Annotated in this window: 1 protein-coding gene; it reads left to right on the top strand. The window is 61.8% G+C overall.

Annotated elements, in window-relative coordinates:
- Positions 1–274 precede the first annotated feature (274 nt).
- A complete protein-coding gene (locus tag QF010_RS14695) occupies positions 275–16,498 on the top strand; it encodes a LapA family giant adhesin (protein ID WP_429533391.1) in 16,224 nt (5,407 codons plus the stop codon).
- The last annotated feature ends 41 nt before the right edge of the window (positions 16,499–16,539 follow it).

The raw sequence follows: 16,539 nt of genomic DNA, 5'->3' as shown, positions 1-16,539 counted from the left end.
GTCGGAAAATTGGATTTTGGAACTGCGTCACACTCTGCGGGGCAGGTCGGCACCGAAATATCAATGTGACATTACAGAGGCGAGTGTTTAGGATGACAGGCGGAAGGTCAATAGTTTGGCATAAAGTTTATAGCGAAAAAATATAGCCAAATTGTTGACGAATACCCGCGTCAAAGTTGTGCCTCTAATACCTTGAAAGAACATCCAGACTGTTTGGCAAACACGCCGCCAGGTTCATGGAAGTCAACTGAATGCGACACCCGGAGAGTCTTCAATGAGCAGTGTTGTGGCCATCGTCAAAAGCATTGTCGGTCAGGTTTTCGCGGTGTCCCCAGAGGGCGTGCGCCGCGTGCTCGTTGAAGGCGACCGCTTGTTTGTCGGCGATCAGGTAGACACTGGCGCGGCAGGCGCCGTCACGCTCGAACTGGCTGACGGCCGGACCCTGGACCTGGGCCGCGACACTCAGTGGAGCGGCAGCGACCCCGACTCCAGCGCTGACCTTGCACAAGCCACAGCACAAGCCGCGCCATCGGTTGAAGAGCTGCAGCAAGCCATCGTTGCCGGCGCCGACCCGACCACCGACCTTGAAGCCACCGCAGCCGGCCCGACAGCTGCCGGCACAGGCGGCGCCGCAGGTGGCGGCCACAGCTTCGTGATGCTGGATGCAACCGCTGGCCGGGTCGACCCGACCATTGGTTTCCCGACCGCGGGCATCGGCACTGCCGCGTTGGCTGCACAGAACACCATCGGTGGCCAGACAGCCGATACCAGCGCCAACGTGCAGCGCGAATCGACCCTGACCTTGAGCGCCACGCCGACCATCACCGAAGCCGGTGGCGTGCTGGTTTACACCGCGACGTTGACCCAGGCTCCGCTGACCGACCTGACCATCACCCTGTCCAATGGCTCGGTGATCGTGATCCAGGCCGGCCAGTTGACCGGTACCGTCAACGTCCCGCTTGCGCCGAACGACACTGTCTATAGCGACCCGACCCAAATCAACGTATCCGTCACCGGCACTACGGGCGGCAGCGGCATCATCGTCACCCCGCCGACAACCCCGGCCGTGACCCAGGTCACTGACACCGTCGATACCACCACGGTCACCTTGACCGCCGGCGCCAACGTTACCGAAGGCGGCCAGATCACCTACACCGCGACATTGACCAACCCGGCGCAGACGCCGGTCACCATCACGTTGTCCAACGGCTCGACCATCACCATCGACGCCGGCAAAACCACCGGTTCCGTGAACGTCGACACCCCGGCCAATGACGTTTATCAGAACGGCAGCACCGTCAGCACCACGATCACTGGCGCCACCGGCGGTAACTTTGAGAACCTGGTGCCAAACCCGGCTCCGGCCGTGACCACCATTACCGACTCGCCGGACACCACCACCGTCACACTGACGGCGGGATCTACCGTCACCGAAGGCGGCCAGATCACCTACACCGCGACCCTGACCAATCCTGCTCAAACGCCGGTCACTGTCACCCTGTCCAACGGCTCGACCATCACCATCGAAGCCGGCAAAACCACCGGTTCCGTGAACGTCGACACCCCGGCCAATGATGTTTATCAGAACGGCAGCACCGTTAGCACCACTATCACTGGCGCCAGCGGTGGCAATTTCGAGCAGCTGACCCCGAGCACCGAGCCGGCGCTGACCACCATTACCGACTCGAAAGACAACACCGGCCTGAGCCTCACCGCCACCGGCTCCGTCGTCGAAGGCGGTCAGATCACTTACACCGCCACTTTGACCAACCCGGCCGGCACGCCGATGACCGTGACATTGAGCAATGGCTCGGTCATCACCATCGAAGCGGGCAAGACCACCGGCAGCGTGACCGTCGATACCGCAGCCAATGACGTCTACAACAATGGCAGCACTGTCAGCACCACCATCACCGGGACCACCGGTGGCAATTTCGAGCAACTGACCCCGAGCACCGAGCCGGCGCTGACCACCATTACCGACTCGAAAGACAACACCGGCCTGAGCCTCACCGCCACCGGCTCCGTCGTCGAAGGCGGTCAGATCACTTACACCGCCACTTTGACCAACCCGGCCGGCACGCCGATGACCGTGACATTGAGCAATGGCTCGGTCATCACCATCGACGCGGGCAAGACCACCGGCAGCGTGACCGTCGATACCGCAGCCAATGACGTCTACAACAATGGCAGCACTGTCAGCACCACCATCACCGGGACCACCGGTGGCAATTTCGAGCAGCTGACCCCGAGCACCGAGCCGGCGCTGACCACTATCACTGACTCCAAGGATGACACCGGCCTGAGCCTGTCGGCGTCCACCGTAGTGGCCGAGGGCGGTTCGATCGTTTACACCGCAACCCTGACCCACGCTGCCGGCACTCCGGTCACTGTCACCCTGAGCAACGGCGCAGTGATCACCATCGCCGCCAACGCCACCAGCGGTTCCGTCACCGTCGACGCGCCGAAAGACGATGCCTACATCGACGCCGGCAAAGTCAGCGCCACAATCAGCACCGCCACCGGTGGTAACTTCGAGAACCTGGTGCCGAGCACGGTTCCGGCAGTGACCGAAGTGACCGACACGATCAATACCTCGACGGTCAGTCTGACGGCTAACGGCTCTGTGACCGAAGGCGGGACCGTGGTTTACACCGCATCCGTCACCGCGCCAGTGACCGACTCACCGGTGGTTGTGACCTTGTCCAACGGCCAGACCATCACCATTCCGGTCGGATCGAGCAGCGCCAGCGTGAACTTTGTTGCGCCGAACGATGCACTGGCCGGCGGCGGTTCGCTGAGCGTCAAGATCGACGACGCCAAGGGCGGTAACTACGAGAAGCTGGAAGTCGACAGCAAGCCGGCGAATACCTCGATTACCGATACGGCTGACACCACCACCGTTAGCCTGACCGCGACAGATTCCGTGGCGGAAGGCGGCTCGATCGTCTACACCGCCACCCTGACCAACGCTGCCGGCACGCCAGTGACCGTGACATTGAGCAACGGCGCAGTGATCACCATCGCTGCCAACGCTACCAGCGGTTCCGTCACCGTCGATGCACCAAAAGATGATGCCTACATTGACGCCGGCAAAGTCAGCACCACGATCACTACGGCCACCGGTGGCAACTTTGAAAACCTGGTCAAAAGCCCGGCTGCAGCCGTCACCACCGTCACCGACACCCTCGACACCTCGACCGTCACCCTGACCGCCACCAGCAGCGTGGCCGAGGGCGGCACCGTGGTTTACACCGCCTCGGTCGGTGCACCGGTCACCGGTTCACCGGTGGTGGTGACCTTGTCCAACGGTCAGACCATCACCATTGGCGTTGGCCAAAGCAGCGGCACGGTCAATGCCGTGGTCTCGAACGATGTACTCAGCGGCCACGCGCCGTTGACCAACTCGATCACCAAAGTCAGCGGCGGCAACTACGAAAACCTGGTCGCCGATAAAACCCCCGTCAGCACCAGCGTGACCGACACCGTCGACACCACCACCCTGTCGCTGAGCGCCACCGGCAACGTCAAAGAAGGCGGCCAGATCACCTACACCGCCACCCTGACCCATGCGGCCGGCAGCCCGGTGACCGTGACGTTGAGCAACGGCGCAACCATCACCATCGATGCCGGTAAAACCACCGGCACTGTGAAAGTCGATGCACCGAAAGACGACGTCTACAAGGACGCCGGCAAACTGGAAGTCACCATCAAGGACGCCGCCGGCGGCAACTTTGAAAACCTGGTCACCAGCCCGGCCCCGGCCGTGACCAACGTGGCCGACACAGTCAACACCACACACCTGACCCTCAGTGCTGAAAAGTCGGTGCTCGAAGGCTCGCACATCACCTACACCGCGACCCTCACCAACGCCGCGCAAACGCCGGTGACCGTCAAGCTGAGCAACGGCGAAACCATCACCATCGACGCCGGCAAAACCACCGGTTCGGTGACCATCGCGGCGCCAAGCGATGACGTCTACAAAGATACCGGCAAGCTCACCGTGACCATGACGGATGCCAGCGGTGGCAACTTCGAAAAACTGGACATCAGCAAAGCGTCAGTGACCACCACCGTCAAAGACACGGTCGACACCTCAACCGTCACCCTGACCGCCACCGACAGCGTGGCCGAGGGCGGCACCGTGGTTTACACCGCGTCGGTCGGCGCACCGGTCACCGGTTCGCCAGTGGTGGTGACCTTGTCCAACGGCCAGACCATCACCATTGGCGTTGGCCAAAGCAGCGGCACGGTCAATGCCGTGGTCTCGAACGATGTGCTCAGCGGCCACGCGCCGTTGACCAACTCGATCACCAAAGTCAGCGGCGGCAACTACGAAAACCTGGTCGCCGATAAAACCCCGGTCAGCACCAGCGTGACCGACACCGTCGACACCACCACCCTGTCGCTGAGCGCCACCGGCAACGTCAAAGAAGGCGGCCAGATCACCTACACCGCCACCCTGACCCATGCAGCCGGCAGCCCGGTGACCGTGACGTTGAGCAACGGCGCAACCATCACCATCGATGCCGGTAAAACCACCGGCACCGTGAAAGTCGATGCACCGAAAGACGACGTCTACAAGGACGCCGGCAAACTGGAAGTCACCATCAAGGACGCCGCCGGCGGCAACTTTGAAAACCTGGTCGCCAGCCCGACCCCGGCCGTGACCAACGTCGCCGACACAGTCAACACCACGCACCTGACCCTCAGCGCTGAAAAGTCGGTGCTCGAAGGCTCGCACATCACCTACACCGCGACCCTCACCAACGCCGCGCAAACGCCGGTGACCGTCAAGCTGAGCAACGGCGAGACCATCACCATCGACGCCGGCAAAACCACCGGTTCGGTGACCATCGCGGCGCCAAGCGATGACGCCTACAAAGATGCCGGCAAGCTCTCCGTGACGATGACGGATGCCAGCGGTGGCAACTTCGAAAAACTCGACATCAGCAAGGCGTCAGTGACCACCACCGTCACCGACACCCTCGACTCCACGTCCTTGTCGCTGTCGGCCAGCAATACCGTCAGCGAAGGTGGCCAGATCACCTACACCGCGACCCTGAGCAACCCGACAGACACGGCCATGACCGTGAAGTTGAGCAACGGCGCGGTAATCACCATCGCCGCCGGCGCCACCACCGGTTCGGTCGACTTCGCTGCACCGGCCAACACCCCGTACATCGACGGCGGCAAAGTCCAGGCTACGATTGCCAGCCAGAGCGGCGGCAACTTCGAAAAAGTCGTCACCGACCATTCGCCGGCGGTCACCACCGTCACCGATTCGGCAGACACCACCGGCCTGAGCCTGAGCGCCACCGGCTCGGTCGCCGAGGGCGGTTCGATTGTCTACACCGCGACCCTGACCAATGCCGCTGGCTCCGCCATGACCGTGACGTTGAACAACGGCGCGGTGATCCACATTGCCAAGGGCGCCACCACCGGTTCGGTGAATTTTGCCGCGCCGAAGGATGACGTCTACAAAGACGCCGGCAAAGTTGAAGCCAGCATCACCAAGACTGCCGGCGGCAACTTCGAGAACCTGGTGGCCGACAAGACGCCAGCGGTTACCGACGTGACCGACACCCTCAATACGTCGACAGTCAGTCTGACGGCCAACAGCACTGTGGCTGAAGGCGGCACCGTGGTGTACACCGCGTCGGTCAACGCGCCAGTGACCGGTTCGCCGGTTGTCGTGACCTTGTCCAATGGCCAGAGCATTACCATTCCGGTTGGCGCCAGCAGTGCCAGCGTGAACTTCACCGCACCGAACGATGCACTGGCTGGCGGCGATTCGCTGAGCGTGAAAATCGACGGCACCACCGGTGGCAACTACGAAAACCTGGTGGCGAATCAAACCCCGGCAGTCACGTCGGTAACCGACGTCAAAGACACCACCACCCTGAGCCTGAGCGCTACGGATTCGGTCGCTGAGGGCGGTTCGATTGTCTACACCGCGACGCTGACTCACGCTGCCGGCACGCCGGTCACCGTGAACCTGTCGAACGGCGCCGTGATCACCATCGCCGCCAACGCGACCAGCGGCTCCGTGACCGTCAAGGCACCTGCCGATGACGTCTACAAAGATGCCGGCAAAGTTGAAGCGACCATCAAGGACGCCAGCGGCGGCAACTTCGAAAACCTGGTCACCAGCCCGGCAGCGGCAGTCACTGAGGTGACTGACACCCTCGATACTTCGACAGTCAGCCTGACAGCCAACGGCACTGTGGCTGAAGGCGGGACCGTGGTTTACACCGCGTCCGTCACCGCGCCGGTGACCGACTCGTCCGTGGTTGTGACCCTCTCGAACGGTCAGACCATCACCATTCCGGTTGGCGCCAGCAGTGCCAGCGTGAACTTCACCGCGCCGAACGATGCGCTGGCCGGTGGCGGCTCCCTGAGCGTCAAGATCGACGACGCCAAGGGCGGCAATTACGAGAAGCTGGAAGTTAACGGCAAGGCGGCGGACACCTCGGTGACTGACTCTGCCGACACCACCACCCTCAGCCTAAGCGCGACTGACTCGGTCGCCGAAGGTGGTTCGATTGTTTACACCGCCACCCTGACCAACGCGGCCGGCACGCCGGTCACCGTGAACCTGTCGAACGGCGCCGTGATCACCATCGCCGCCAACGCTACCAGCGGTTCCGTGACCATCAAGGCACCTGCCGATGACGTCTACAAAGACGCCGGCAAAATCGAAGCGACCATCAAGGACGCCAGCGGCGGCAATTTCGAAAACCTGGTCACCAGCCCCGCAGCTGCCATCACGGAAGTGACTGACACCCTCGATACTTCCACGGTCAGTCTGACCGCCAACGGCACTGTGGCCGAAGGCGGGACCGTGGTTTACACCGCGTCCGTCACCGCGCCGGTGACTGATTCGCCCGTGGTTGTGACCCTCTCGAACGGTCAGACCATCACCATTCCGGTTGGCGCCAGCAGCGCCAGCGTAAACTTCACTGCGCCGAACGATGCCCTCGCCGGCGGCGGCGCCTTGAGCGTCAAGATCGACGACGCCAAGGGCGGCAATTACGAGAAGCTGGAAGTTAACGGCAAGGCGGCGGACACCTCGGTGACTGACTCTGCCGACACCACCACCCTCAGCCTAAGCGCGACTGACTCGGTCGCCGAAGGTGGTTCGATTGTTTACACCGCCACCCTGACCAACGCGGCCGGCACGCCGGTCACCGTGAACCTGTCGAACGGCGCCGTGATCACCATCGCCGCCAACGCGACCAGCGGCTCCGTGACCGTCAAGGCACCTGCCGATGACGTTTATAAAGACGCGGGCAAAGTCGAAGCGACCATCAAAAGCGCCAGCGGCGGCAACTTCGAAAACCTGGTCACCAGCCCGGCAGCTGCGGTCACAGAAGTGACTGACACCCTCAATACGTCGACGGTCAGCCTGAAGGCAACGCCCACCGCAGCCGAAGGCGGCAACGTGGTGTACACCGCTTCCGTGACTTCGAAGGTCACCGGCAAGGACGTGGTCGTCACCTTGGCCAATGGTGAAAAAATCACCATCCCGGTCGGTGAAAGCACGGCCTCGATCACCGTTAAAGCCCCGAATGATGCATTGGTCGGCCACGAGCCGCTGACCAACGCCATCAAGGATGTAACCGGCGGCAATTACGAGAATCTGGTCGCCGACAAGACCCCGACCTCGACCGCCATCAGCGACACCCTGGACACCACCAAAGTGACCATGACCGCCAGCGGTCAGGTGCTTGAAGGCGGCAACATCACCTACACCGCCAACCTGACGAATGCGGCCGGCACCGACATGACGGTCAAGTTGAGCAACGGCGAAAGCATCGTGATCAAGGCCGGCGACAAGTCGGGCTCCATTACCGTTCCTGCACCGGCCGATGACGTCTACAAGGACGGCAGCAAAATCACTGTCCGCATCGACAGCACCAGCGGCGGCGACTTCGAGAAGCTCGACGTCAACAAAGCCGCGCACAACACGATCGTCAAAGATACGATCGACACCACCACGCTGAAACTCAGCGCAGACGTGGGCACCGTCGGCGAAGGTGGTCAGATCAACTACACCGCGACACTGAACCACCCAGCGGACACGGCGATGACCGTGACCCTGAACAACGGTCTGGTGATCAACATCAAGGCTGGCGAGTCCAGCGGCTCTGCGTCTTTCACCGTACCGAATAACGTCTACACCGGCGCAGCGGACGTCCTTGCTTCGATCAAGGAAACCACCGGCGGCAACTTCGAAAAACTGGACACCGATCACTCGGCCGTCGTCACCAAAGTCACCGACACTGCTGACACTACCAACCTGACCTTGAGCGCTAGCGGCTCGGTGCAGGAAGGTGGCCAGATCGTCTACACCGCGACCCTGTCCCAGGCCGCCGGCAGCAACATGACCGTGAAGCTGAGCAACGGCGCGACCATCACAATCCTCAAGGATGCGGTGTCCGGCCATGTCAGCGTTGCCGCACCGAAAGACGACGTCTACAAAGACGCCGGCAAAGTTGAAGCGACCATCAAGGATGCCAGCGGCGGCAACTTTGAAAACCTGGTGACCAGCCCGGCGGCGGCAGTGACCGAGGTGACTGACACCATCAACACCTCGACAGTCAGCCTGACGGCCAACGGCACTGTAGCCGAAGGCGGCACCGTGGTTTACACCGCGTCCGTCACCGCGCCGGTGACTGATTCGCCGGTGGTTGTGACCCTCTCGAACGGCCAGACCATCACCATTCCGGTTGGCGCCAGCAGCGCCAGCGTGAACTTCACGGCGCCGAACGATGCACTGGCCGGTGGCGGCTCCCTGAGCGTCAAGATCGACGACGCCAAGGGCGGCAATTACGAGAAGCTGGAAGTTAACGGCAAGCCTGCGGATACCTCGATTACCGATACGACTGACACCACCACCGTTAGCCTGACCGCTACAGATTCGGTGGCGGAAGGCGGTTCGATCGTTTACACCGCAAACCTGACCCACGCGGCCGGCACACCGGTCACTGTCACCCTGAGCAACGGCGCGGTGATCACCATCGCGGCCAACGCCACCAGCGGTTCCGTCACTGTCGATGCGCCGAAAGATGACGTCTACAAAGATGCCGGCAAAGTCGAAGCGACCATCAAGGATGCCAGCGGTGGCAACTTCGAAAACCTGGTCCCGAGCACTGTCCCGGCAGTGACCGAGGTGACTGACACAATCAACACCTCGACAGTCAGCCTGACCGCCAACGGCACTGTCGCCGAAGGCGGCACCGTGGTTTACACCGCGTCTGTCACCGCGCCAGTGACCGATTCGCCAGTCGTTGTGACCTTGTCCAACGGCCAGACCATCACCATTCCAGTCGGTTCGAGCAGCGCCAGCGTGAACTTCATCGCGCCGAACGACGCCTTGGCTGGCGGCGGTTCCTTGAGCGTCAAGATTGATGATGCGAAGGGCGGTAACTTCGAAAAACTGAGCATCGACAGCAAACCGGCGGACACCGCTGTCAGCGATACCGTGGACACCACCAAAGTGACCATGACCGCCAGCGACTACGTGGTCGAGGGCGGCACGATCACTTACACCGTCAACCTCAGCAACGCCGCCGGTACTGATATGACGGTCAAGCTGAGCAATGGCGAGGTCGTGGTGGTCAAGGCCGGCGACAAGTCGGGCTCCATTACTGTTCCCGCACCAGCCGATGACGTCTACAAGGACGGCAGCAAGATCACCGTTGGCATCGCCAGCACCGACGGCGGCAACTTCGAGAAGCTCGACGTCAGCAAGACCACCCACACCACCACCGTCAATGACACCACCGACACCACGACACTGAAGCTCAGTGCCGATGTGAGCACCGTCGGCGAAGGTGGTCAGATCGTCTACACCGCCACGCTTAGCCACCCGGCCGACACGGCGATGACCGTGACCCTGAACAACGGTCTGGTGATCAACATCAAGGCTGGCGAGTCCAGCGGTTCGGCGCCATACACGGTGCCAAATGATGTCTACACCGGCGCCTCGCCCGTCAGGGCAGCGATTGCGGACAGTGCTGGTGGCAACTTTGAAAAACTGGACACCGATCGCTCAGCCGTCGTGACCAAAGTGACGGACACCGCTGACACCACTAGCTTGGCCTTGAGCGCTAGCGGCTCGGTCCAGGAAGGTGGCCAGATCGTCTACACGGCGACCTTATCCCATGCCGCTGGTAGCGACATGACGGTAAAACTGAGCAACGGCGCGACCATCACCATCCTCAAGGATGCGGTGTCCGGCCAGGTCAGCTTTGACGCACCGAAAGACGATGCCTATATCGACGCTGGCAAAGTCAGCGCCACGATCACCACCGCCACCGGCGGCAACTTCGAAAACCTGGTCCCGAGCACTGTTCCGGCAGTGACCGAGGTGACTGACACCCTCGATACTTCGACGGTCAGCTTAACGGCCAACGGCACTGTAGCCGAAGGCGGCACCGTGGTTTACACCGCGTCAGTGTCTGCTGAAGTCACCGGTTCGCCGGTCGTCGTGACCTTGTCCAACGGCCAGACCATCACCATTCCGGTCGGTTCGAGCAGTGCCAGCGTGAACTTTGTTGCGCCGAACGATGCCCTCGCGGGTGGCGGCTCGCTGAGCGTCAAAATCGACGACGCCAAGGGCGGCAATTACGAAAAGCTGGAAGTCGACGGCAAGCCGGCGGAGACCTCGATTACCGATACGGCTGACACCACAACGGTCAGCCTCAGCGCGACTGGGGCGGTGGCTGAAGGTGGTTCGATCGTTTACACCGCCACCCTGACCAACGCTGCCGGCACGCCAGTGACCGTCACGCTGAGCAACGGCGCGGTGATCACCATCGACGCTGGCAAAACCACGGGCACCGTGACGGTTGATGCGCCGAAAGACGACGCCTATATCGACGCCGGCAAAGTCAGCGCCACGATCAGCACGGCCACCGGTGGCAACTTCGAGAACCTGGTACCAAGCACGGTTCCGGCAGTGACCAGCGTCACCGACACCATTGATACTTCGACCGTGACCCTGAAAGCCACGGAGTCGGCAGCCGAAGGCGGCACCGTCACTTACACCGCCACTGTCGGCGCGCCGGTCACCGGTTCGCCAGTGACCGTGTCGTTGACCAACGGCCAGGCCATCACCATCGAAGTCGGTAAAACCACCGGCACCGTAACCACCCTCGCACCCAACGATGCGCTGAACGGCCACACACCGCTGACCAACGCCATCACCAACGTCAGCGGCGGTAACTACGAAAACCTGGTGGCTGACAAAACCCCGGTCAGCACCACCGTGACCGACACTACCGACACCACCAACCTGTCGCTCAGCGCCAGCAACTCAGTGGCCGAAGGCGGCTCGATCGTCTACACCGCCACCCTGACCAACGCTGCCGGCACGCCAGTGACCGTCACGCTGAGCAACGGCGCGGTGATCACCATCGACGCTGGCAAAACCACGGGCACCGTGACGGTTGATGCGCCGAAAGACGACGCCTATATCGACGCCGGCAAAGTCAGCGCCACGATCAGCACGGCCACCGGTGGCAACTTCGAGAACCTGGTACCGAGCACGGTTCCGGCAGTGACCAGCGTCACCGACACCATTGATACTTCGACCGTGACCCTGAAAGCCACGGAGTCGGCAGCCGAAGGCGGCACCGTCACTTACACCGCCACTGTCGGTGCGCCGGTCACCGGTTCGCCAGTGACCGTGTCGTTGACCAACGGCCAGGCCATCACAATCGAAGTCGGTAAAACCACCGGCACCGTAACCACCCTCGCACCCAACGATGCGCTGAACGGCCACACACCGCTGACCAACGCCATCACCAACGTCAGCGGCGGTAACTACGAAAACCTGGTGGCTGACAAAACCCCGGTCAGCACCACCGTGACCGACACTACCGACACCACCAACCTGTCGCTCAGCGCCAGCAACTCAGTGGCCGAAGGCGGCTCGATCGTCTACACCGCGACCCTGACCAACGCTGCCGGCACACCAGTGACCGTCACGCTGAGCAACGGCGCGGTGATCACCATCGACGCCGGCAAAACCACGGGCACCGTGACGGTTGATGCGCCGAAAGACGACGCCTATATCGACGCCGGCAAAGTCAGCGCCACGATCAGCACCGCGACCGGCGGCAACTTCGAGAACCTGGTACCAAGCACGGTTCCGGCAGTGACCAGCGTCACTGACACCATCGACAATTCGACCGTGACCCTGAAAGCCACTGAGTCGGCAGCCGAAGGCGGCACCGTCACTTACACCGCCACTGTCGGCGCGCCGGTCACCGGCTCGCCAGTGACGGTGTCGTTGGCCAACGGCCAGGCCATCACCATCGAAGTCGGTAAAACCACCGGCACCGTAACCACCCTCGCACCCAACGATGCGCTGAACGGCCACACACCGCTGACCAACGCCATCACCAACGTCAGCGGCGGTAACTACGAAAACCTGGTCGCCGACAAAACCCCGGTTTCGACTTCTGTCACTGACACAGTCGACACCACCAACCTGTCGCTCAGCGCCAGCAACTCGGTCGCCGAGGGCGGCTCGATCGTCTACACCGCGACCCTGACCAATGCTGCCGGCACGCCAGTGACCGTCACGCTGAGCAACGGTGCGGTGATCACCATCGCCGCCAACGCTACCAGCGGTTCCGTCACCGTCGATGCGCCGAAAGACGACGCCTATATCGACGCCGGCAAAGTCAGCGCCACGATCAGCACGGCCACCGGTGGCAACTTCGAGAGTCTGGTGCCGAGTACTGTTCCGGCAGTGACCAACGTCACCGACACCCTCGACAAGACCGAAGTCAGCATCAGCGGCAGCACCTCGGTAACCGAAGGCCAGGTCGCCAGCTACACCGTCAGCCTGACTAACCCGGCGCAGACCGACGTCACCCTGAAAATAACCTACAGCGGCACCGCCGCCGACGGTTCGGATTTCACCGGTGTGTACAACGTGAAGATCCCGGCGGGCGGCAGCAGCGCGAACTTCAACGTCGCAACCCTGGACGACAGGATCACCGAAGGCACTGAAAACTTCGTGGTCAAGATTGACTCGGCCACCGGAGGCAACTTCGAGAACCTGGCGATCAGTGCTTCCAACGGCAGCGTCAGCACCTCGATCATCGACAATGATGCTCCACCGGTCCTTGACCTCGACGCCAACAACTCCAGCGGCGCCACGGGTGCCAACTACAACGTGACCTTCACCGAAGGCACCACCGGCCAGGGCGTATCGATCGGCGACACCGATCTGAAAATCACCGACCCGGACAGTACCTTGCTGACCGGCGCGACCATCGTGCTGACCAACCGTCAGCCGGGTGACGCACTGAACCTGGGTAACAGCGTCAACGGCATCACCATCAATGCCGACAGCAAGGATGGCTCGGTCACGCTGACGCTGTCCGGCAACGCGACGCTGGCCGACTACATGCAACAGATCAAGAACATCAGCTTCACCAACAGCAGTGATGACCCGAGCAGTGTTCCGCGGATCATCACCGTGACGGTGACCGATGGCAGCAACTACTCCAACACCGCGACCACCACCGTCAACGTGGTTGGCGTGAACGATGCACCGACCGCCGCACCGGTTAACGTCACCGGCACCGAAGACACGCCGCTGATCCTCGGCTGGTCGACTTTCGGCGTCAGTGATGTCGACAGCGCCGCCGCTAACCTGGGCGTGAAAATCACCCAGCTGCCGGGCGAAGGTAAATTGCAGTTCCTGGCCACTGACGGCAAGACCTGGACCGATGTAGAGAGCAACCAGACGTTCACCAAGGCTGACATCGACGCTGGCAAGTTGCGCTTCCTGCCGGATGCCAACGAGTCCGGCAGCAACGGCTACAACACCGGCCTGGGTAATAATCTGGCGGACTACGCACAGATCAAATTCCAGCCAACCGACGGCTCGCTGCTGGGCAACACCGGCACGATCAAAATCGACATCACGCCAGTGGCCGACGCCCCGTCCCTGAGCGTTGCCGACAACAGCGTCAAATCCACAGGCCTGATCAAGGAAGTCTGGACCGGCCTGCCGCTTGGCACCGACGGCAGCGGCGCAGCCACCGGCACCCTGAAAAGTGTCATCGACGGCGCAGGCAAACCAAACTCCAGCGACACGGTGACCAACGTGCAGTCCGACGGCAGCGTCGCGGCTGGCACGGCGTCGAAAACCTCCGGCCTGATCTACCTCGAAGCCGGCAAGACTTACACCTTCAGCGGCACCGGCGATGACAGCCTTTTGGTGACCATCGGCGGTAAAAACGTGGCGGCCACGACGTGGGGCGCTGGCGGCAAACTGAACGGTTCGTTCACCCCGACCACCAGCGGTTACTACACCCTGGACATTTACCACCACAACCAGAGTGGCCCGGGTAGCTATGACGTCAACCTGTCGGTCAACGGCAGTGCCGCGGTCGACCTGAGCAGCGCCGGCGTGCCGCTGTACACCGGCGTGGCGGACCTTGCCGCTTCCGGCGTGACAGTGTCCGATTTGCACGGCACCAGCGGCGAAGGCTACTACGAAGGCTACAAACTCAATGAAGCCGCGGAAGGGACCAGCGTTCATCTGTCTGCGATCAAGACGGCCCTGACTGACATCGACGGCTCCGAAAGCCTGAGCGTGAAAATCAGCGGGATTCCGGCAGGCTCGGTACTGACCGATGGCGCCGGCCACACCTTCACCGCCAGCGCGACGTCCGGCGAAGCCAACGTCACCGGCTGGAACCTCGGCTCCCTGACCGTCACTCCGCCGCCGTACTACAACGGCCAATTCAACCTGACCGTGACCTCGGCCTCCACCGAATCGCTCGGCGGTTCGGCGCAAAGCACCGCGACAATCCCGGTCACGGTTTACCCGGCGGTCTACAACGCCACCACCGCCACGGCGGCGGACGACACCATCACCGGCACTGACGGCAACGACATCATGGTCGCCGACATCGGCGGGCTGACCGTGGTGCCGGGCACCAACTACAACATCGCGTTCATGGTCGACAGCTCGGGCAGCATGAGCGCGTCGTCGATCAACTCAGCCAAGGACTCGCTGACCTCGGTATTCAACACCCTCAAGCAGAGCATGGGCGGCAACTCGGGCACCGTGAACATCTTCCTGGTGGACTTCGATACCCAGGTCAACAAGTCGGTATCGGTCAACCTGAACGATCCGAACGCCCTGACCACGCTCAAATCGGTACTGGACTCGATGTCGTCCGGCGGTGTGACGAACTACGAAGATGTATTCAAAACCACGGCCAATTGGTTCCAGAGCGCTGCCGCCGTGGCCAACACCGGGGCGAAGAACCTCACATACTTCATCACCGACGGCCAGCCGAACTACTACCAGAGTGGCGAACAGACCAACCCGACGCTGTACGGCAACGTGAAGCTCGATGACGTGGTGAAAACCAGCAATTACAAGCCGGGAGATACCTTCTCCACGACAATCGACAGTACTCACAAACTGACCATCGACAGTGACGGGAATGCGACGCTGTACACCTTAAACGGCTCCAAGAACTGGAAAGCCAGTGACGTGGGTAGCGTTCACGCGCAGGGCGATGGTACTTACGAGTTGTCCCTGACGGACAGCGGCAGTACACAGACCATCGTCGACAACTCCACCTCCAGCTTCGCGCTGCTGAGCAATGTGTCCAACGTTGAAGCCATTGGTCTGAACAAGGGCGTCACCCTTGCCGACCTGAGACCGTACGACTCGGACCATACGCCGCAAACCAACATTGATCCGAGTAACTTGGCCAACTCGATCATCGGTCACACCGAAGCGACGATGCCAGGCGCGGACACGGTCAATGGCGGTGACGGCAACGACATCCTGTTCGGCGACCTGGTGAGCTTCAACGGCGTTGCCGGTGAGGGTTATCAGGCGATGCAGGCGTTCGTCGCAAAAGAAACCGGCGTGGACGCCAGCAAAGTCACCACCAGCAACGTGCACCAGTTCATCACCGAGCACTACACCGCGTTCGATGTGTCCGGGGCGCATGACGGCAATGACTCGCTGCTGGGCGGTGCCGGCAATGACATTCTCTTCGGCCAGGGTGGCAACGACCTCCTCGACGCCGGCAAGGGCAATGACATCCTGCTCGGTGGCAGCGGTAACGACTCGCTGATGGGCGGTCAGGGCAACGATATTCTGATCGGTGGCTCAGGTGCCGACACCTTCGTCTGGAAGGCTGGTGACACCGGCAGCGACGTGATCAAGGACTTCAAGGCCAGCGAGGGTGATCGCATCGACTTGCGCGATCTGCTGCAGGGTGAAACCGGCAGCACCATCGACAACTTCCTGAAGATCACCACCGTGGATGGCGTTTCGTCCCTGCAAGTCAGCTCCGCCGGCAAGTTCAACGGCGCCGACGCCGCAGCGGCACCGGATGTGACGATCAAACTGGAAGGCAACAACTGGTCCAGCGCCAACATTCACTCGTTGATTGCCGGCAGTGACCCGACCATCAAAATCGATCACAACAACAGCTGATCCAACGAAAAACGGCCGCCCTTATGGGGCGGCCGTCACGT

The organism is Pseudomonas silensiensis (assembly GCF_050434865.1).
Lineage (GTDB): Bacteria > Pseudomonadota > Gammaproteobacteria > Pseudomonadales > Pseudomonadaceae > Aquipseudomonas > Aquipseudomonas fluorescens_W.
The sequence above is the reverse complement of the archived record's forward strand: the minus strand, read 5'-3'. Positions and strand labels throughout refer to the sequence as shown.